19 protein-coding genes are annotated in these 19825 nt (G+C 59.3%); 10 read left to right on the top strand and 9 right to left on the bottom strand.

Annotated features, from left to right (window positions below; translation table 11 throughout):
* Positions 1-8: 8 nt before the first annotated feature.
* From QZ268_RS07140 to QZ268_RS07130, 3 genes are all read right to left on the bottom strand, one after another.
* A complete protein-coding gene (locus QZ268_RS07140) occupies positions 9-947 on the bottom strand; it encodes a DMT family transporter (RefSeq protein ID WP_295450227.1) in 939 nt (312 codons plus the stop codon).
* Between the two features lie 71 nt (positions 948-1018).
* The gene (locus tag QZ268_RS07135) at positions 1019-2392 is read right to left on the bottom strand and encodes an L-serine ammonia-lyase (RefSeq protein ID WP_295450224.1); all 1374 of its coding nucleotides are present in this window, start codon (positions 2390-2392) and stop codon (positions 1019-1021) included.
* A complete protein-coding gene (locus QZ268_RS07130) occupies positions 2392-3099 on the bottom strand; it encodes a glutathione S-transferase family protein (protein ID WP_295450222.1) in 708 nt (235 codons plus the stop codon). The genes QZ268_RS07135 and QZ268_RS07130 overlap by 1 nt, the downstream gene beginning before the upstream one ends.
* 191 nt (positions 3100-3290) lie before the next feature.
* Between QZ268_RS07130 and rpiA the strand changes: the two genes are divergently transcribed.
* From rpiA to QZ268_RS07100, 6 genes are all read left to right on the top strand, one after another.
* Positions 3291-4079, top strand: coding sequence for a ribose-5-phosphate isomerase RpiA (rpiA, locus tag QZ268_RS07125; protein WP_295450220.1), 789 nt, complete (start codon positions 3291-3293; stop codon positions 4077-4079).
* A 14-nt stretch (positions 4080-4093) separates the two neighbouring features.
* The gene (gor, locus tag QZ268_RS07120; protein WP_295450217.1) at positions 4094-5449 is read left to right on the top strand and encodes a glutathione-disulfide reductase; all 1356 of its coding nucleotides are present in this window, start codon (positions 4094-4096) and stop codon (positions 5447-5449) included.
* 69 nt (positions 5450-5518) lie between these two features.
* Positions 5519-6682: an FtsH protease activity modulator HflK gene (gene hflK, locus QZ268_RS07115; protein WP_295450215.1), complete on the top strand. Its 1164-nt coding sequence runs from the start codon at positions 5519-5521 to the stop codon at positions 6680-6682.
* Positions 6682-7563 (top strand): protease modulator HflC, encoded by an 882-nt coding sequence (locus tag QZ268_RS07110; RefSeq protein ID WP_295450213.1) that lies wholly within the window; start codon positions 6682-6684, stop codon positions 7561-7563. Before hflK ends, QZ268_RS07110 begins: the two co-directional genes overlap by 1 nt.
* A 483-nt stretch (positions 7564-8046) precedes the next feature.
* On the top strand, positions 8047-9501 hold the full coding sequence (locus QZ268_RS07105) for a Do family serine endopeptidase (RefSeq protein ID WP_295450211.1): 1455 nt from the start codon (positions 8047-8049) through the stop codon (positions 9499-9501).
* Positions 9502-10013: 512 nt separating this feature from the next.
* Complete coding sequence (locus QZ268_RS07100) at positions 10014-10478, top strand: thermonuclease family protein (protein ID WP_295450209.1); 465 nt, start codon at positions 10014-10016, stop codon at positions 10476-10478.
* 99 nt (positions 10479-10577) lie between these two features.
* Here QZ268_RS07100 and QZ268_RS07095 read toward each other — a convergent pair whose 3' ends face one another.
* Complete coding sequence (locus QZ268_RS07095; RefSeq protein ID WP_295450207.1) at positions 10578-11246, bottom strand: Crp/Fnr family transcriptional regulator; 669 nt, start codon at positions 11244-11246, stop codon at positions 10578-10580.
* A gap of 192 nt (positions 11247-11438) precedes the next feature.
* A complete protein-coding gene (locus QZ268_RS07090) occupies positions 11439-11957 on the bottom strand; it encodes a peptidoglycan-binding domain-containing protein (protein ID WP_295450204.1) in 519 nt (172 codons plus the stop codon).
* Positions 11958-12339: 382 nt separating this feature from the next.
* Between QZ268_RS07090 and QZ268_RS07085 the strand changes: the two genes are divergently transcribed.
* Together QZ268_RS07085 and QZ268_RS07080 are read left to right on the top strand one after the other, a co-directional pair.
* Complete coding sequence (locus QZ268_RS07085; protein WP_295450202.1) at positions 12340-12663, top strand: 2Fe-2S iron-sulfur cluster-binding protein; 324 nt, start codon at positions 12340-12342, stop codon at positions 12661-12663.
* On the top strand, positions 12663-13493 hold the full coding sequence (locus tag QZ268_RS07080; protein ID WP_295450200.1) for a VCBS repeat-containing protein: 831 nt from the start codon (positions 12663-12665) through the stop codon (positions 13491-13493). The genes QZ268_RS07085 and QZ268_RS07080 overlap by 1 nt, the downstream gene beginning before the upstream one ends.
* 210 nt (positions 13494-13703) lie before the next feature.
* Here QZ268_RS07080 and QZ268_RS07075 read toward each other — a convergent pair whose 3' ends face one another.
* From QZ268_RS07075 to purD, 3 genes are all read right to left on the bottom strand, one after another.
* Positions 13704-14321: a LuxR C-terminal-related transcriptional regulator gene (locus QZ268_RS07075; protein ID WP_295450198.1), complete on the bottom strand. Its 618-nt coding sequence runs from the start codon at positions 14319-14321 to the stop codon at positions 13704-13706.
* Positions 14322-14421: 100 nt separating this feature from the next.
* On the bottom strand, positions 14422-15303 hold the full coding sequence (locus QZ268_RS07070; RefSeq protein ID WP_295450196.1) for a bestrophin family ion channel: 882 nt from the start codon (positions 15301-15303) through the stop codon (positions 14422-14424).
* A gap of 294 nt (positions 15304-15597) precedes the next feature.
* Positions 15598-16863 (bottom strand): phosphoribosylamine--glycine ligase, encoded by a 1266-nt coding sequence (gene purD, locus QZ268_RS07065; protein WP_295450193.1) that lies wholly within the window; start codon positions 16861-16863, stop codon positions 15598-15600.
* A 189-nt stretch (positions 16864-17052) separates the two neighbouring features.
* Here purD and xseA point away from each other — a divergent pair, with 189 nt between their 5' ends.
* Positions 17053-18507 (top strand): exodeoxyribonuclease VII large subunit, encoded by a 1455-nt coding sequence (gene xseA, locus QZ268_RS07060; RefSeq protein ID WP_295450190.1) that lies wholly within the window; start codon positions 17053-17055, stop codon positions 18505-18507.
* Positions 18508-18528: 21 nt separating this feature from the next.
* Here the strand turns inward: xseA and QZ268_RS07055 are convergent, their stop codons facing one another.
* The gene (locus tag QZ268_RS07055) at positions 18529-18930 is read right to left on the bottom strand and encodes a hypothetical protein (RefSeq protein WP_295450187.1); all 402 of its coding nucleotides are present in this window, start codon (positions 18928-18930) and stop codon (positions 18529-18531) included.
* Positions 18931-19127: 197 nt separating this feature from the next.
* Between QZ268_RS07055 and QZ268_RS07050 the strand changes: the two genes are divergently transcribed.
* Complete coding sequence (locus tag QZ268_RS07050; protein ID WP_295450184.1) at positions 19128-19787, top strand: lysoplasmalogenase; 660 nt, start codon at positions 19128-19130, stop codon at positions 19785-19787.
* The last annotated feature ends 38 nt before the right edge of the window (positions 19788-19825 follow it).

Here is a 19825-nt window from a genome sequence, read left to right as displayed (position 1 = left end):
ACGGTCGCTTATGTAACAGGGGGCGGCGATTTGGCCAGGGCGGCGCCTTTTGCGACGCTGTGCTCGCGTAGGATCGCATACAGCCCTGCCGCCACAGTGAGGCCAATACCAAGACTGGCCAGGGTGTTGGGCAGCTCGTTAAAGACCAGCCAGCCCACAATTGTGGCAATGGGAATTTCCAGATACTGCATCGAGGCCAGCGTCGAAGCGGGCGCGTAGCGCAGGCTCCAGGTCATCAGCAGATGGGCCAGGGTGCCCAGCCCACCGGCCATGGCCAGCAGGGTCCAACTGTCCTGTAAGGGCAGAGAGGGACTAAGAACGGCAATCTCCCAGCTATGGCCCAGCCAGAACAGCGGCAGCATTAGCACCGAAGCGATGATACCGGACATCGCCTGCAGTGGAATCGGAGAGGTCTCTTTGGCTATCTTGCGGGTGACCAGCATGAACAGGGCAAAGATCACCGCGACGGCCAGGGGCCAGAGCGCGTTGAGCCCCACCACGGCAAAGCTGGGCTGGATCACCAAAAGCGTGCCAATGAAGCCAACAACGCAGGCGGCAAGACGGCGAAAGCCCACCTCTTCGCCCAACACGTATTTACCCAGCAGCAACATGATAAAGGGCATCACAAATGCAATCGCCACCGCATCCGCCAGCGGCAGGTAGCGCAGAGCGTTGAACATGGCGGTAATCCCAGCCATCTGCAGCACGGTGCGCAGCAGCACAGGCGGCAGCAGGCGGCGCGAAATCCGCAGGCTTTGCCCCAGCAGCACCGAGACAGGCACCAAAATTAGCGCCTGAGAAGCAAAGCGCACAAAAACGATCTGCCCAACGGGCACGCTTTCGGCCAGCAGTTTGGCAATGGCGTCCCCCAGCGGGATCAGAATGCAGAACCCCAGCATCAAGGAGATGCCGAGCAGAGGACGATCTAGGGCGTTGTTTTGTGTCATGGCGCCACGCTAGGGGCGGCGCCAGAAAGGTGCAAGTTCTGGTTGCCTGAGAACGGAAAATTAAACCGTGGTCAGCAGTTGGGTACGTTGACAGCCAGCCCGCCCAGCGAGGTTTCTTTGTATTTCTCGTGCATATCGGCCCCGGTCTGGCGCATGGTCTCGATACAGGCATCCAGTGGCACAAAATGCTGCCCGTCACCACGCAGCGCCAGCGAGGCGGCCGAGACCGCTTTGATTGCCGCCAGCCCGTTGCGCTCGATGCAGGGCACCTGCACCAGGCCTTTGACCGGATCGCAGGTCATGCCAAGGTGGTGCTCCAGCGCGATTTCGGCGGCATTCTCCACCTGTTCGGGGGTGCCGCCCATCACCGCACACAGCCCAGCGGCCGACATTGCCGCAGCCGAGCCAACCTCGGCCTGGCAGCCAGCTTCGGCACCAGAGATAGAGGCGTTGAATTTGACCAAGCCGGCAATGGCGGCGGCGGTCAGCAGGAAATCTTCGATGTGAGAGTCTGACGCACCGGGCACATGGTCCAGGTAGTAGCGGATCACCGCAGGCAGGGTGCCGGCCGCGCCATTGGTGGGGGCCGTGACAACCTGGCCACCGGCGGCGTTTTCCTCGTTCACCGCCATGGCATAGACGCTCATCCAGTCGTTGATGGTATGGGGCGCGCTCTGGTTCATGCCACGTTCCGCCATCAGGCTGTCATGGATGCCCTTGGCGCGGCGGCGCACAAACAGACCGCCGGGCAGGATGCCGTCGCGCTCCAGCCCGCGATTGATGCAGTCATTCATCACCTGCCAGATGCGTGCGGTTCCCTTGGACAGGCTTTCAGGGCACCCACGGGCCACTTCATTGGCCCGCTTCATCTGGGCAATGCTTTTGCCGCTGGATTTGGCCATGGCCAGCATTTCATTGGCGGATTTGAACGGGAAAGGAACCGGAGCGCCCTCGTCAGTGTCCTTGCCCTGGGCCAGTTCCTCTTCGGTGACGACAAAGCCACCGCCGATAGAGTAAAACACCTGCCGCAGGATCACATCGCCCTGGGCATCCGTAGCCATCAGGATCATGCCATTGGCGTGGCCTTCCAGCGCGTGGTCATAGTCAAAGACCATATCGGCTTTGGGGTTGAAATGCAGTGGCGGCAGGCCCTCGGGCTGCAGCGAATGGGTCTTGGCCAGCTCTGCCAAAAAGGTCTCGGCCTTTTCGTCATCATAGGTGTCGGGCACAAAGCCCCCAAGGCCCAGAATGGTGGCGCGGTCGGTGGCATGGCCGACACCGGTAAAGGCCAGTGAGCCATGCAGCGAGGCACGCAGCCCGTGGAATTCAAAGGGCGAGGCGCGCATCATGTCGAGAAACCGCGCTGCCGCGACCATAGGGCCCATGGTGTGCGAAGAAGAGGGGCCAATGCCCACTTTGAACATGTCAAAAACGGAGAGGAACATCAGGTAGCAGATCCTTCTGGGGGATTGGCGAGAATTGGCTGACTAAAGGGCGTGGCGCCAAGCCCTTCGGCCTGTTGCGCGGTCTGGGTGGCAGGGCGGCGTTCCAGCTGTTGCAACAGCTGGCGCAGATGCGGGTAGTCTGTCAACCGATACCAGCTGCGATCGCTTTGGGCTGGGTAAAGCGCCATCCAGCGCATCATGCAGCCGAGATAATAATCCAGCACCGAGGGCACCTTATGGCCAAACCAGCTGGGTTGGCTGGCGGCCAAATCGTCGAGATGGCGAAGATGCACCGCAAGACGCTGCTGGATACTGCGGGTCAGAACCGTCTGATCCTGTGGCGCGGCGCCAATGTATTTTTCTGGATAGAACGAAATCCTGAGATCCGCATGCAGGGTGTTGGAGGCAAAGAACAGCCATTTGAGAAAATCGCCGCGCTCTGGGCTGTTGGGGGCGGGGGCAAGCTGGCCGTGGCGATCTGCTAACCACAGCAGGATCGCGGCGGTTTCAAAAATCGCCCCATCGGGGGTTTCGAGAACAGGGATCAGCCCATTGGGATTGATCGCCCGGTATGCGGCGCTTTCCTGCGCCCCGGCCCGGCGATCCACCAGACAGGTCTCGTAGGGCAGGCCAAGCTCCTCAAGCACCAGCCGGATCACCAGCGAGGCGTTGTCAGGGGCGTAATGGAGGCGGTACTGATCTGTCATGGGAGCTTTCTAAATCTCGCTGAAATGCAAATAGCGCCCGATTCCGGCGTTTCCAATAGGAAACACGCCTTTCAGCGACATGTTTACCGGCGCGGAGGGGCTGCGGGCGGTAAAGGCGCCCAATTGCTGCTCGCCTAAGGGCTGGGCTTTGCCTATAAGGCTGGCAAACAGCTAATCACGGAGCCCAGCCAATGACCGGAGAACTGTCCCCTATCGACAAGGCAAAATTTGTCGCGGCCAAACGCGCGGCGGGCTTGGTTGAGGATGGTATGCGGGTTGGGTTGGGCACGGGCTCTACCGCGGCCTGGCTGGTGCGCTGCCTTGGGGAAATGGTGCGCGAAGAGGGGCTGAAGTTCACCGCTGTGCCCACCTCGACCCGCACCGCAGAGCTGGCCCGCGAGGTGGGCATCCCTGTGACTTCGCTGGATGAGGCCAAATGGCTGGACCTGACCATTGACGGCGCTGATGAGTTCGACCGGGATCTCAACCTGATCAAGGGCGGCGGTGGCGCCTTGTTGCAGGAAAAGATCGTCGCCACCGCCTCTGATCAAATGGTGGTGATCGCTGATGCAGGCAAAGAGGTCGAAAACCTCGGGGCCTTTCCCCTGCCGGTAGAGGTCATTCCCTTTGGTTGGCAGACGAGCCAGGCTTTGATCGAGGAAACCCTTGTTTCCATGGATGTTTTGGGGCGGTCTGCCAGCCTGCGGATGAATGGGGATCGGGCCTTTATGACCGATGAGGGCAACCATATCCTGGACCTTCATCTGCACCGGATTGGCAACGCACGGCAGCTGGCGCTGGTGATCAACCAGATCCCGGGCGTGGTTGAAAACGGCTTGTTCATTGATATCTGTGACACCGTCATCATCGGCTATGGGGATGGCAATGTGGAAGTGCGAGATATCAACGAAGGCACGGTAGAGCGGGAAAAACTGGATTTTGTCGAAACCGACAATCTGTTTTCCGACCTCTCCGATTAAAAGGCAGAACTAAGATGAGCTTTGACTACGATCTTTTTGTTATTGGCGGTGGCTCTGGCGGGGTGCGCGCCGCGCGTGTGGCCGCACAGGAAGGCGCCAAGGTCGCCCTGGCCGAAGAAGACCGCTATGGCGGCACCTGTGTCATTCGCGGCTGTGTGCCCAAAAAGCTGATGGTTTTTGCCTCTGAGTATTCTGCCATGGTGGGGGATGCGCAGGCCTATGGCTGGGATATCAAGGGCGGCGCCTTTGATTGGGACAGCTTCAAGGCCAAGCTGCACGCCGAACTGGACCGGCTGGAAGGCATCTACCGTGGCATCCTGAAAAACAACGCGGTCACCAATTACGACAGCCGCGCCACCCTGGTTGACGCCCATACGGTGGCGCTGGCGGATGGCACGCAAAAGACCGCAAAACATATCCTGATCGCCACAGGTGGCTGGCCTACGGTGCCGGAATTCCCCGGCTCGGATCTGGCGATCACCTCGAACGAGATGTTCCATCTGGAAAAACTGCCAGAAGCGATCCTGATCGTGGGCGGTGGCTATATCGCCTCCGAGTTTGCCGGCATTATGAATGGGCTTGGGGTAAAGACCACGCAATTCTATCGCGGCACCCAGATTCTGCGCGGCTTTGACGAAGAGGCCCGCAACGTGGTCGCCGCAGGCATGATCGAAAGCGGCATTGATTTGCAGCTGGAAACAAATGTGGTGTCCATGGTCAAGGACGGCGACAAGATCCGGGTCACCGATACCAAGGGCAATGAGACCCTGTTTGATCAGGTGATGTATGCCACTGGCCGTCACCCCAATGCCGACAATCTGGGGCTTGAAGCGCTGGGCATTGCACGGGGCAAAAAGGGTGAAATCCTGGTCGATGAATACAGCCAGACAGGTGTGCCCTCGGTCTATGCCATTGGTGATGTCACCGACCGCGCCAATCTGACACCAGTTGCGATCCGCGAAGGTATGGCCTTTGTCGAGACAGTGTTCAAAGGCAACCCCACCAGCCCCGATCACGAGCTGATCCCGACGGCGATCTTTACCCAGCCGGAAATGGGCACTGTGGGTCTGTCTGAGGAAGAGGCGGCGGCGCAGGAACCAATCGAGGTCTATTCCGCCAGCTTTAAGCCGATGCAGCAAAGCTTTGCCGGGCGGGCGCAGAAAGTGCTGATGAAATTGATCGTCAGCAAGGCAAACCGCAAGGTTCTGGGCTGTCACATCGTGGCGCCGGGGGCTGGCGAGATGATCCAATTGGCCGGTATTGCGATAAAAATGGGGGCAACCAAGGAAGATTTCGATCGGACGGTTGCGGTTCACCCCACCATGTCGGAAGAATTGGTCACAATGAAACAACCAAGCCGGACAACTTGAATTCTCAAAGTTTGACCACAGGTTTGAAGAACATGCCGCGACATGCGGCAGAAAAGGGATAGGAGACATATGGCGGGCAATAGCGGTGGCCCCTGGGGGGGCGGAGGCTCTTCTGGCGGCGGTGGCAACCAGGGTGGCAATAATGGCGGTGGCAACAACGGCGGTGGCGGCGGTGGCCGACGTCCCGAAGACCCCCAGATCCCTGAAATCGATGAGCTGGTCAAAAAAGGCCAGGAGCAACTGCGCGTCTTGATGGGCGGTCGTGGTGGCAATGGACAGGGCGGCGGCACTGGTGGCGGCCAGGGCGGCGGCTCGCCGCTGTTCACCAAAGGCACCGTGGCAATTGCTGCGGTTGTTGGTGCTGTGCTCTGGGGCATGAACAGCTTTTATTCGGTCAAAACCGAAGAGCAATCTGTTGAGCTGTTCTTGGGTGAGTATTGGAAAACCGGCTTGCCGGGTCTGAACTTTGCCCCCTGGCCGTTTGTCACCTACGAGGTGATCCCGGTACGGGTTGAGCAAACCGAAAACATCGGGGCAGGCTCGCGCGGCAGCGACGCTGGGTTGATGCTGACCGGCGATGAAAACATCATCGATGTGGATTTCCAGGTGGTCTGGAATATCAACGACCCGGCCCTGTATCTGTTCAACCTGCGCGACCCACAGGCGACCATTCAGGCGGTGTCTGAATCGGCGATGCGCGAAATCATTGCGCAATCCGAACTGGCCCCAATCCTGAACCGGGATCGTGGCGCCATTACCGCCCGCCTGGAACAGCTGGTCCAGTCGACACTCGACAGCTATGACAGCGGTGTGAATGTCGTCCGGGTGAACTTTGACGGTGCCGATCCGCCAGAGCCTGTAAAAGACGCTTTCCGCGACGTGCAGTCGGCCGGTCAGGAACGTGACCGGTTGGAAAAACAAGCGGATGCCTACGCCAACCGTAAACTGGCGGCAGCCCGTGGTCAGTCGGCCCAGACGCTGGAAGAAGCCGAAGGCTATCGCGCCCAGGTGGTCAACGAGGCCCAGGGTGAAGCCAGCCGTTTCACTGCGGTTCTGACCGAGTACCAAAAGGCGCCAGAAGTCACACGTAAGCGGCTCTATCTGGAAACCATGGAAACGGTTCTGGGCAATGTGGACAAGGTCATTCTCGATCAATCCACTGGCGAAGGTGGCCAGGGTGTTGTGCCCTATCTGCCGCTCAATGAAGTGCGCCGTTCGGGAGGGAGCAACTGATGAATAAGACAACTTTCCTTCTGCCAGTTCTGGTGCTTGCCGTTGTTGGTATAATGTCTTCGATCTTTATCGTGACAGAAACTGAAAAGGCGCTTGTTCTGCGCTTTGGTCGTGTGGTTGCCGTCAAGGAAGACCCAGGTCTTGCCTTTAAGGTGCCAGTCATCGACGAGGTGGTGAGCTATGACGACCGTATCCTCAGCCTTGAGGTCGGTCCGCTGGAAATCACCCCGCTGGATGATCGTCGTCTGGTGGTGGATGCCTTTGCACGCTACCGGATTGTCGACGTCAAACAGTTCCGCCAAGCGGTAGGCGCCAGCGGTATTAACGGTGGTGAAACCCGTCTGGACAAGATCATGCGGGCCGCAACCCGTGAGGTTCTGGGTTCTGTCAGCTCCAATGATATCCTGTCGTCAGATCGGGCGGCTTTGATGCTGCGGATCCGCAACGGGGCGATCAACCAGGCTGAGGGCTTTGGCCTTGAGGTTGTTGACGTGCGTCTGAAGCGCACCGACTTGCCGCAGGCCAACCTGGAAGCCACCTTTGCCCGGATGCGTGCAGAACGTGAACGCGAAGCCGCGGATGAGATCGCCCGTGGTGACGAGGCGGCGCAGCGGGTGCGTGCATTGGCAGACCGGACTGAGGTAGAGCTGGTCTCTGACGCAGAACGTGAAGCCGAGGTGATCCGCGGTGAAGCCGATGCGGAACGTAACGCCATCTTTGCCGAGGCCTATGGTCGCGACCCGGAATTCTTTGAATTCTACCGCAGCCTGAATGCCTATGAGGGCGCTTTGAAGGGCAGCAACTCATCGCTGGTGCTGTCACCGGACTCTGAGTTTTTCAACTATCTGAAGTCTTCGCGCGGTGCGGCTGCAGCGCAGTAAATCACTGCCTGTGTAAGGATTTGACAAGACATCAAGAGGGGCTGACCTAGCGGTTGGCCCCTTTTCATTTGTCCGCAGGCCTGGCCTTGCGACCCATAGGGCGCTGATTGTGTGAGCCTTTGCTCTATGCGCGGCTCTCCGCCGGGGTCGTATTTCCGCGCTGTTATCGGCGGTAAAAATTCTAATATTGTAATCAGCAGCCTGACAGTTTGGAGCGCGAAGACATGAGCGATTTTTTTCACGACAAATTGATTGGCGCTTGCAGGTGTTGTGAAACCAAATTCTCCCCCTACATTGAGATAACGCCACTGTAGGATTCAGCTTGTATTTGGATCGGGTCTGTATCCTACAGGTCTTGATGGTCAGATTTGGGGATGAGGGCAGTACAAGAAAATGGCGAAAACAGGAATGGCGATGACAAGGAGTAGTTCCGTGCAGCCTCAGGCAATAGCAGTTTCAAGAGAACAAAACGGACAGGCCACTATGTGGCGCGTGCTTTGGCTGGGGATGCTCAGCCTGGTGTTGGTTATGGCGCAGATGCTATCTGCGCAGGCCCGCCCGGAAAGCCTGGCCCCCCTGGCGGATGAGGTCAGCCCGGCGGTGGTGAATATCACCACCACCACAGTAATCGAAGGTCGAACAGGTCCTCAGGGCATAGTGCCCGAAGGTTCACCCTTTGAGGATTTTTTCCGCGAATTCCAGGACCGCAACGGTGGCAACAATGGCGGTAACGGCAATCGCCCGCAGCGCTCCTCGGCGCTTGGGTCGGGCTTTGTCATCTCGGAAGATGGCTATATCGTTACCAACAACCACGTGATTGCGGATGCCGATGAGATCGAGATCGAATTCTTCCCCGGCGATGGCCAGCCCAAGGAGCTGTTGCCCGCCAAGGTGATTGGCACCGATCCCAATACCGATATTGCCCTGCTTAAGGTCGAAGCTCCAGCACCGCTGAAGTTTGTGAGCTTTGGCGACAGCGATACCGCCCGCGTTGGCGATTGGGTTGTGGCCATGGGCAACCCGCTGGGCCAGGGATTTTCGCTCTCTGCCGGGATCGTCTCTGCCCGTAACCGCGAGCTTTCGGGATCTTATGACGACTACATCCAGACCGATGCGGCGATCAACCGAGGGAACTCTGGTGGTCCCTTGTTCAACATGGCAGGCGAAGTGGTTGGGGTGAATACCGCAATCCTGTCTCCCAATGGCGGCTCCATCGGCATTGGCTTTTCCATGGCGTCCAATGTGGTGAGCAAGGTTGTGGTGCAGCTGAAGGAATTCGGGGAGACCCGTCGCGGCTGGCTGGGTGTGCGCATTCAGGATGTGACTGACGATGTGGCCGAAGCCATGGGCCTGGACAAAGCCAAGGGCGCACTGGTGACGGATGTGCCCGATGGCCCCTCCAAAGAGGCAGGCCTGCAGGCGGGGGATGTGATCCTCAGCTTTGACGGGGCAGTGGTCGAAAACACTCGCAGCCTGGTGCGTACCGTTGGCAATACCGAAGTTGGCAAGACGGTTCGGGTGGTTGTCTATCGTGAAGGCAAAACCGAGACCCTGAAAGTGACTCTTGGCCGTCGCGAAGATGCCGAACGCCAGGCGAACAGCACCACAGGTGACAACAGTGAGCCACCAAAAGTCACCGAGAAAGAGCTTCTTGGTCTGTCTGTTGGGCTCTTGACCGACCAGATTCGCGGCGAATTGAACCTGCCTGCTGGCACCGATGGGCTTGTCATTCTGTCCGTCAACGAAGTGTCCGAAGCCTGGGAAAAGGGCCTGCGCGCGGGGGATGTCATCACCGAAGCAGGTCAGCAGAAGGTGGCGACCATCAGCGAATTGGAAACCCGCATCTCCGAGGCCAAAGAGGCTGGGCGCAAGTCGCTCCTGCTTTTGGTGCGCCGCAATGGCGACCCGCGGTTTGTCGCTTTGAACTTGCTGAAGTAGCACTCCCCATTAGTGCATGAATAAACAAAAGGCCGGGGGATCCCCGGCCTTTTTTGCGTGCGGGCTGTGGCGGCGAACAGAGCGTGGCGGCAAAAAGGGAAAGAGCCATATGCTGGCGGGCATATGGCTCTTTTATGGAACAGGCAACCATCGGGATGGAATGATAATGCTGCCATGTGGCGACCATCGCAGCACCTGTGGCGTGGGTCTGTGAACCAGTTCACAGGAGCGCAAAAGAACCGAATTTTTGGGAAGTTGGACCTGTTTTTCCCCTTGTCGGCCAGCCAGTTTGCGAATTCGGCCTCTGTGACGCGGGAAAAAATGGCGAGAGTTAACATATTCTTGGCCTCTTTGCGTGCACACTCCGTGCAGATGTTACTCACTCTCACAACCAAAATGGCCACCTGATGATGATAAAACGAACCATTGTAAGTGCTGTCTTTGCGTTTGCGGCCGGCATAGTGTCCGCCGCAGATTTCCCCAAGGGCGATTCCGCATCGGCAAGGGTATTTATGGAACTGCACAGCATTCAGCGTCTTTCGGGGGTGTTGACTCCCCTGCTGACGGTGCCAGGTGGTGCTTTTCGCATTGTTGAGGGGGATTTGCTGGCACTCGGCAATCTGCGCATTCGTCTGGTCGGCATTGAAGCGCCAGAAGTTGCCCAACTGTGCAATTCTGCGCAGGGCGATTCCTGGGAATGCGCTGCAGAGGCTGAGGACCGTATCCGGGACGTGCTGCGCACCGCCGAGCGTATTGAGTGCTTTAGCAATGATCGCGACAGCTACGGTCACTACCTGGCCTCCTGCAAGGCAGACGGGCTGGATGTGGGGGGGCTATTGGTGGCCGAAGGTTTGGTCTGGCCTGACCAAGAGCAGGGGTATTACCAACCTGAAGCTGCCCAGGCGCAGGCCGCCAGCCGCGGGATTTGGCAGGCAGAGACGCCTTCGCCTTCTGACTGGCGCAGGCAACAGGACTAGGAAGGTAACAGGACCAGACTGTGCGTCTGGATATTCTGTGCGACTGGACAGCTGCAGGGGGATAGCCCACTGGGGCTGTCTGCATAACCTCTTGTGGTGTTAGATCGATTCTGGTTCGGCCAGCAGCCCCAGGGCGCTGCGGTCCAGAATTTGCAAGCCGCCACGGCTGATTTCAATCAACTGGCTGCGTTTCCAATTCGACAGGGTCTTTGACACGGCTTCGCGGGTCGCACCAACATATTCTGCCAGTTCGGTCTGCGATAGGGCCAGTCGGCCATTGCCAGTGTCCGGTACCAGATAGAGCAGCTTCCGTGCCAGGCGTACCGGCATCGGCAGGAACACCTGCTCGTTCAGCTGCATATTCATCCATCTCATGCGTTGTCCAGCCAGCCGCAGCAGGTCCCCGGCCAGTTCCGGATGTTGCTGGATCTGGTTCAGAATATCCCGGTTGCGCAGGCGCAGTAAACGGCTTGGCTCTGCCGCGGTCACCGTGGCGGTACGCGGGCCGGGGTCGAACAAAACGATCTCGCCAAAGACGGCACCGGGGCGCATCAGATCAAGCGAGAGTTTCCGACCCGAGGCCGAGAGGATGGAGAACTCAAGAGAGCCCTGGGTGATGGCGTAAAAGGCGTCCCCGGTATCGCCCTGTTCAAACAGAACCTCCCCGTTAGAGAGACGCAGTTCGCTGGCCTGGCTTTCCAGCATTTCCCGCAGCGGGGCCGATGCGGCAGACAAAAATCCAGTCTTTGGCAGGCGGTCGTTTCGCATGATCTCTCTGGTCTCCGTCGTTTTGTGCCAGGTGAGGGCGCGGCGCAGGGGGCGCCCAGCGGTTGGATGCAGCCCTTTTCTGGCGGTTCTAGCAGAGCAGAGCAGTTTGGGGAACTCTGGGCTGAACTTTGCCTCTGCTGTATCGCGTGTAGCGCTCACCGTTTCGCCGTTCTGAAAGGTCAGGGGGCAGCGCTAGTGGGCGATGGCGATCAGTCCCAACTGTCGGGCGGTGTCCAGCGATAGGGTGCTGCTATCCAGTCCCGTTTCCTTTTGGTAGCGGCGGATGGCCAGTCTGGTTGCGCGATTGATCTGCCCGGTTGTTGCACCACGGTAATAGCCCCGCGCCGCAAGGGCGCGTTGCAGCGAGGCGGTGAATTCCGGTGTCAGTTGCTCCGGGCAGGGGGTTTCGAGCCAGGTGTCACGCCGGGGTTGGACGATATCCTGGCGGGTAACGGTGCGAAACACCGCCGGTTGGATAATTTGGCCCGTTGCATCTGCCACAGCGGCGGTGACAAGAACCTGATCGGTAACGGTTTGAATGACCGCAGGGCTGGTGTTGCGGTGCCAACAGGTGCCGGGCGGTGCACCAGGCGGAGCCTCTGGAGCATTGGTGCCAGTGCCGACTGCCGGTTCCAAGGGCATGCAGGCGCCCAGGCCAATGGTCAACACAAGCGACAGGCGCGCAACAAGGGGTGCGGAGGGTTTGGTCATGCCTGGCTGGTGCTCGATTTCTTTTGGCTATCCTTTGGGCCGTCCTTTTGCACGGCCGTTTGGCGACAGCCTAGACCAGATCCTGAGCGGGCGCAAAGGCAGGATCATCCTCGAGGCTTTTCTGATGTGCAGAAAGGGGCCCGCAGGGTGCCCCCTGGCTGAGGTTTGCGCTTGGGAGCGCGGGGGCAAGGTGTGGTGTTGGTCGCTGAAAAGCTATGGATTTGATCGGCAGGCGCCGGACAAAAGCGGGATGCGTCGAACAAATAGCGAACATTTGCCGTGGCGGGTCACCCCTGTTCGCGATCTGTGCAAATTGGGCTGGTGCAGGCGCAGGGGCTTGGCTACATATTCAGCTAAGTACTGAGAAGGGGAAGAGCAAACGATGGCAAAGATTACCTATGTCGAACACAATGGCACCGAGCATGTTGTGGAAGTAGCCAATGGCCTGACCGTGATGGAAGGTGCCCGTGACAACAATGTTCCGGGGATTGAAGCAGATTGTGGCGGGGCCTGCGCCTGCTCCACCTGCCATGTCTATATTCACCCGGATTGGGTGGAAAAGCTTCCGGCGAAGGATGACATGGAAGAAGATATGTTGGATTTTGCCTTTGAACCGGATTCGGCGCGCTCGCGTTTGACCTGTCAGGTCAAAGTGACAGATGCGCTGGACGGCCTGATTGTCCAGATGCCTGAAAAACAGATCTGATGATCCCGCGGACCATGGCGCGGCGTCTGATGTCGCGCCTTTGGTTCGGGACCATCCGCCGCGCGTGGCAAGGGGCGCTGTTGTGGCCAGTGATCGCTCTGGGCCCATCTTTCGCGGACGAGGGAATGGGGCCGAATGACATTGGCCATAGGCCGCCGCCGCCGGTGTGGCCCGCAGAAGTAATGCAAGCAGACTTCATCACGCCAACCACCCGTTATGGCCACGGGGTTTTAGGGGATGCGGTGGAGTGGTCTGGTCTGAGAATTTCCTTTGCCGGGCCAGGGCAGACCCCCTGGGCAATCGAGATAGAGCTACCTGCCGATCACGTCTTTGAGGATTTGCAGCCGCGGCTGGTTGATCTCAATCTGGATGGGCGTCCTGATGCGGCAATGGTGGTTGAGACCGATATAGCGCTGGGCGCAGCGCTGGCTCTTTATGGGGCCCAGGGCAAGATTGCCGAGACACCTCATATTGGCCGGGCCAACCGCTGGCTGGCGCCAGTCGCTGCGGGTGACCTTGACGGTGACGGACGGGTGGAGCTTGCCTACGTGGATCGGCCGCATCTGGCAAAAACCCTGCGGATCTGGCGGTTTGAGGCGGGAACGCTCACCCCGGTTGCTGCGCAGGTGGGCTTGACCAACCATCGTATTGGTGACGATTTTATCACCTCAGGCCTGCGGACCTGCGCGGACGGTCCTGAGCTGATCCTCGTTGATGCCGGTTGGAACAGGCTGATCGCCGCGCGGCTGGAGGCGGGCGAGATCAGCCGCCGCGACATTGGCCCCTTTGTTGGACAGTCCAGCCTAGAGGCCGCGCTGGACTGCCAGTAAGTTTCACCTCTTGCTATCGATGCGATAGCTGCAACCGCGCCGCGCCTTAGCGCGGCGCCAGGCCCAAGGGTGTGGCATTCTTTGAATGCCAAAGCGCGCGGGAGCCCCCCTTTTTTTGCTAAGAACGACCAGGCTGCTATCAAAGAGGCCTGACCTATAGGCCTGCAGTCAAGGCAGAAAGGCGCAGTGTGAGAGGAACAGTGCTGCGCCTTACGAGGGGGCATTGCGCACAACATGGTCGCCGCCGATGTCGCCCAGCGAGGAAAACAGGCTGGCGGTATTGTTCACCCCCATCTTCTTGAGCAAACGGGCGCGATGCACCTCGACCGTGCGGTAGCTGAGGTTCAAGGTGCGGGCAATTTCCTTGCTGGTCTGTCCCTCGCCCAGCAGCGAATAAACTTCGCGTTCGCGCCGGGTCAGTGGCAGATACGGGCGCTGGGTTGAGAGATCGGCGAAGCTCCAGACCGCACGCCCAAGCGGGGTGTCGGGGGTAAAGGTATGGCCGCGCACCCTGACCCAGAACAGCTCTCCTGTTTTGCGCCGCATGACCCGTTCATCCCAATAGGGATTGCCCTGGCTGAGGATCTTGTCGCCGCGGGTTTCTAGGTTCTGAAATTCTTCTTCAGAAGGGTAGAGAAAGGCAAAAAGCTGATCCACGAGCTCTGCATGGGTATAGCGAAACATCTGGCAAAAGCGCTGATTGCATTCGCGCAGAACCCGGTTTTCCGTGACCACAATGCCAACAGGTGCAAATTCAAAGGCCAGCTTGGCCAGATCTCCTGCGCCGAAAAGCTGGTCTAGCGTGTCCGAACAGGGCTGTTGTTCCATCGTGCCTCCAAGATCTTGCAAGGACTGTAGCTCTGGAGGCGCTGCATGAAAACAGCTTTGACGCTGATAGGTCTCTAGAAAGCACAGGTGTTACGGCGCGTTAGCTGAGATAGAAGCCCTGCGGCTGCAGCGCTGGTGGCGCTTTGATGTCCAGATGAGGCGCCAAAGAGATCTCCACAGTGCGGCAGATCGCATCCAGCGGCAGGCCATTGACCGTCTCGCCAAAGGGATGGGCCAGCTCTTCGGTGACCTCTGCCAGGCCAAAAAACACATAGGCAATGATGGCGACAAAGATCGGGGTGATCCAGGCGGCATCTTCTAACAGTGCAAAGGGGATGAGCAGGCAATAGAGATAGGTGGTGCGAAAAACCAAGAGCGAATAGACATAGGGCAGCGGGGTGGCGGCAATGCGTTCGCAGCCGGCCTGAGCCAGTGCAATTGAGACCAGCCGCTCTGACAGGGCCTTGCGGGCAAAGCCATCAGGGGCGGCTTCGGCCACCGCGACATTCGCCGCGTTGAGCGCCGCACAGGGGGGATGATCTGCCTGGCTGAAATCCTCTCCGGACCAGGCCTGTGTGCTGTCGCGCGCTTTAAGCCTGCGCAGATTGATCCGGTGCAGATGCAAAAAGTCCAGCGCCAGTTTTAGAACCTGCTGGCGGGGGGCGTCCTCTGGCAAGAACACCCTGCAGTCACGGGCCAGGGCGCGCATATCTGCGACCAGCTGTCCCCAGAGCCTGCGCCCCTCCCACCAACGTTCATAGGCGGCATTGTTGCGAAAGCCGAGAAACAGCGAGAGCGCGATGCCAAAGACCGCAAAGGGTGCTGCATCAAGATGGGGCAGCGAGGTGACCCAGCCATCAATCAACACGACGATCAGGGCCAGTAGGGAAACAGCAAGGATCCGTGGCAGAATACGGGGCAAAACCGAGCCCTTGGTGGCAAATAGCAGCTCAAAGAGGCCGGTTTTTTCGCGAATAATCATGGCAGGCCCATTCTGAAAAGAGGAGTTCAGCGCAGTTAAGCCCTAAGCAAAGCTGCCCGCACCTCGTAAAGGCGTCCAAAAATATCCCATTCCCGTCAGCCACTTGCCAAATGGAGGCCAAAGTTGCCGAAAGGGGGCGAAAGTTGCCGATTGCGGGCCAAAGTCCCCCGAACACACAGTTTCGGGAAACACAGAACCGGGTTTGACGCAGCAAGAAATAGCGCAGCTGGGGCGGAAAGGCGAAAGGCCCGGGAGACCCGGGCCTTTGGAGGGCAGTTTCTTGCGGTCGCCCCCTTAGTCGAGCGCGCGCCAGCCGATATCGCGGCGCAAAAAGCCCTCGGACCAGTCAATCTGATCTGCCATGGCATAGGCGCGGTCGCGGGCTTCTTTCAGGCTATTGCCCCGTGCGGTCACATTGAGAACGCGTCCCCCTGTGGCAACAATGGTGCCATCCTTTGCGGCAGTGCCCGCATGAAAAACCATATTGGAGCTGTCTTCAGGCAGAGCATCCAAGCCTTTGATCACGGTGCCCTTTTCATAGGAGCCCGGGTAGCCATTGGCCGCCATGACCACGGTGATGGCATGGTCATCGCCCCAGTTGACCCGAGCCTCGGCGAGGCGACCTTCGGCGGCGGCCTGCATCAGGTCCAGCGCCTGGGCACCCAAGCGCATCATCAGCACCTGACATTCAGGATCGCCAAAGCGCACGTTGTATTCCACCAGACGGGGCTGACCCTCCTTGATCATCAAACCAGCATAGAGCACACCCTGATAGGGCATGCCGCGTTCTGCCATTACCTTCATGGTGGGTTTGACAATCTCTTCCATCGCTTTGGCTTCGATTTCGGGGGTCAATACTGGCGCCGGAGAATAGGCCCCCATGCCACCGGTATTGGGGCCGGTATCGCCTTCGCCGACGCGTTTGTGATCCTGGGCGGAGCCAATCGACAGCACCTCTTCCCCGTCGACCAGCACAAAGAGCGAAGCCTCTTCGCCCTCCATGAACTCCTCGATCACCACTTCGGCGCCAGCGCCACCAAAGGCACCGCCAAACATATCGTCAATCGCCGCCAGGGCTTCCTCTTCGGTCATGGCGATGATCACGCCCTTGCCCGCAGCCAAGCCATCCGCCTTGACCACGGTCGGCGCGCCGTGCTGGCGAATATGGGCCTTGGCGGCCTCGGCCTCGGTGAAGTGGCCATAGCCAGCAGTTGGGGCCTGTGCCGCATCACAGACCTCTTTGGTAAAGCTTTTGGAGGCCTCAAGCCGCGCGGCGGCTTCGGAGGGACCAAAGACCAGGACGCCGGCGTCGCGCAGACGATCCGCCACACCTGCGGCCAGTGGTGCTTCGGGGCCGATGATGACAAAGCCAATGGCGTTTTGTTCGACAAAGATGGTGACCGCAGCCCCGTCCATGATGTCGAGACTGGCGCATTCGGCGATCTGGGCGATGCCGGCATTGCCGGGCGCAACGATCAGCTTGTCACATTTTGGGTTCTGCATCACCGCCCAGGCCAGGGCATGTTCGCGCCCGCCACTGCCAAGGATAAGAATATTCATCGTGTCGTCTCCGATCTGATGATCCCGCCTACCGTAGAGGACAAGATCAGCTGTACCCGTGGACCCCAAAGCCATTTGTCGGGGCTTGCCTTGCTTGCGGCGGGTTCTATGCTGCGCGAGCCCGCAAAACAAGAACCTGCGCTCAATGCAGGCTCAGAACACCAACTTTGCCGCAGGAGCTCTGCTGACGTGTCCGACCTATTTGATGATCCTACACCCGGCCAAGCAACGGGCCAGAACGCGCCGGAATTCAGCGTTTCCGAAATCTCGGGTGAGGTAAAGCGCACGCTGGAAGGCACCTTTGGCCGCATTCGCGTGCGCGGTGAGGTGGGGCGTGTGTTCAAGGCGCGCTCGGGCCACCTGTATTATGACATTAAAGATGACCGTTCGGTTTTGGCCTGCACCACCTGGAAGGGGCAGATCTCCAACCTGTCGGTGGTGCCGGAAGAGGGGCTGGAGGTGGTTGTCACCGGACGCCTCACCGCCTTTGGCGCGCAGTCAAAATACAACATGAACGTCGACGAGGTGGCTGTTGCCGGGCAGGGCGCGCTGATGGCGCTGCTGGAAAAGCGCAAGAAGCAGCTCGAATCTGAGGGGCTGTTTGCGCCGGAGCGCAAGAAACCACTGCCCTATTTGCCACATATCATCGGCGTGGTGACCTCGCCCTCTGGGGCGGTGATCCGAGATATTCTGCATCGTCTGCGCGAGCGTTTTCCGCGCAAGGTGCTGGTCTGGCCGGTGGCGGTGCAGGGAGCCAATTGCGCGCCAGAGGTGGCGCGTGCCATCGAAGGGTTTAACAAGATGACACCGGGGGGCGCCTTGCCGCGCCCGGATCTGATCATTGTCGCCCGTGGCGGCGGCGCGATTGAGGATCTCTGGGGGTTCAACGAAGAGGTGGTGGCCCGCGCCGCTGCGGCTTCGGATATTCCACTGATTTCGGCGGTGGGCCATGAAACAGATACCACCTTGATCGATTTTGTGTCGGATCGTCGTGCCCCCACCCCGACAGCGGCGGCAGAGCTGGCGGTGCCGGTGCGGCTGGAGCTGATGGCTTGGGTTGAAGACCAAGGCGCGCGATTGTTGCGCGGTACCGGCCAGGCGGTGCAGCAGCGCCGCCAGCGGCTGAATGATCTGTCCCGTGCCATGCCGCGCCCCGACAGCCTGCTGGAAACCCCACGTCAGCGCCTGGACCAGGCCAGCTATAATCTGCCGCGCGCCCTGATGTCGGCGGTGCACCAGCGGCAGTTGGGGCTGGGGAGAGCCTCTGCCGGGCTGCGGCCTGCCACCCTGCGCAGCCTGGTGCAAAGACGGCGCGGCCAGTTTGAGACGGCGATTGCCAAATTATCCCCCTATCCAATTGCGCGAGAAATAGCGCGGCAAAAGACCGATCTGGAAAAGCTAAACGCCCGCATGGAAGCAGCACAAAGCGTGCGCATTGCCCGGCACCGCCAACTGCTGGAGGCTGCGGGGCGTCAGCTGGATATTCTCAGCTACAAGGCAACATTGTCGCGTGGCTATGCGGTTGTGCGCAGCGGCGCAGAGGTTGTCACCACCCGGGCGCAGGCTGCTGCAGCACCCGCGCTCAGCATTGAGTTCTCAGACGGGGTGCTGGATCTGGATGCAAAAGAGACGGCCGCAAAATAACAAAAGGAGGGCTTTGCGCCGTTAAACCCCGACCTCGGGCCCAAGGCAGAGCATTTCCTCATTGAGGTCACCGGATTCATAGAGTTCGGTGGCTTGCGGGTCGTTTTGGAACTGGGCGTTCAACCCATCGGGGGTCAGTGAAAAGCTCCAGCACTGTGGCGTGTTGTTGTCCTCATAGACAAAACAGATCTGCCCAGCGTCTTCGTACCAGATCCCGGTTTGGCAATGGCCATCGAGGAAAGACCAAAGCACACGCCGGCCAGGCAGGTACCGTTCCGCCCCGTAGGCTGTGCCGGCAAAGCCGTAAAACAGGGTTTTTCCTTTGGTATAGCGGTCAAATTCCTCAGCACCCATGGGATCCGCAGCGCGGCTGGAGAGCGGCAATAGGGCAAGTGCGGTAAAAAGAATCAAAAAATGTCGCATGTCTGGGACTGTGACAGAGCGCTACCAATAGGCAAAGACCTTCGGACCCGGTTGCACCCGCCGCTGCCTTTTGCCTCTCCTCGGGTCACCTTTGACTGGGCCGGACAATGGGGGCAAGCATGGGTCGGCAGCCGTCCTAGAGTGGCAGCTCAGACAGGGGTTTGGACAGGGGGGCGGCAGATGACAGGTACAGGTCGATGACAGGTACAAGCATTTTTACAGGCATTTTGGAGGTCACAGCGCTGTGCGCGGCCCTGGGCTATCTTGGGTTTACCGCCCGCGCGCCAAGTGCTTTGCGCAGTGTGCTCAAAACCTTTTCAGTGGCAGCCCTGGCGATTGCTGCCCTGGATCAAGGCGCGCCACTCTGGCTGATTTTGGGATTGGCGCTCTGTGCCTTGGGCGATTACTTCCTGTCTCGAGAGGGTGAAAAAGCCTTTATGGGCGGGGTCGGCGCCTTTGCCCTTGGACACCTGGCCTATGTGGTTTTGTTCCTGGGGCACCCCAGCAGTGACCTGGGCCAGATCTGGGTGATGCCCGGCCTGGGGCTCACGGGGGCCATTTTTGCGCTGGGCCTGGTGATGATGCCTATCCTAGCTCCCAGGGCGGGGGATCTGAAACTCCCGGTTCTGCTGTATGTACCGATCATTCTGTCCATGGGGCTTGCCGCACTCACCCTGACTGGTCCTGCGCTGGTCTGGGTTGTGCCTGCAGCTCTGGCCTTTATGGCCTCTGACGTGATCCTGGCCTTTGAAACCTTTGTCCTGCCGACAAACCACGCCCTGCGCCGATACGCTCCCTATCTGGTCTGGCCGCTCTATTGGGGTGCTCAGGCGGGGTTTTATCTGTCTTTTTCCTGACTGTGGTGCTGCATCCGCTTTGCAACCGGGTGCAATCC

Origin of the sequence: uncultured Pseudophaeobacter sp. (assembly GCA_905479575.1) — a bacterium.
GTDB lineage: Bacteria > Pseudomonadota > Alphaproteobacteria > Rhodobacterales > Rhodobacteraceae > Pseudophaeobacter.
This window is presented reverse-complemented; position numbering and strand designations above follow the sequence as displayed.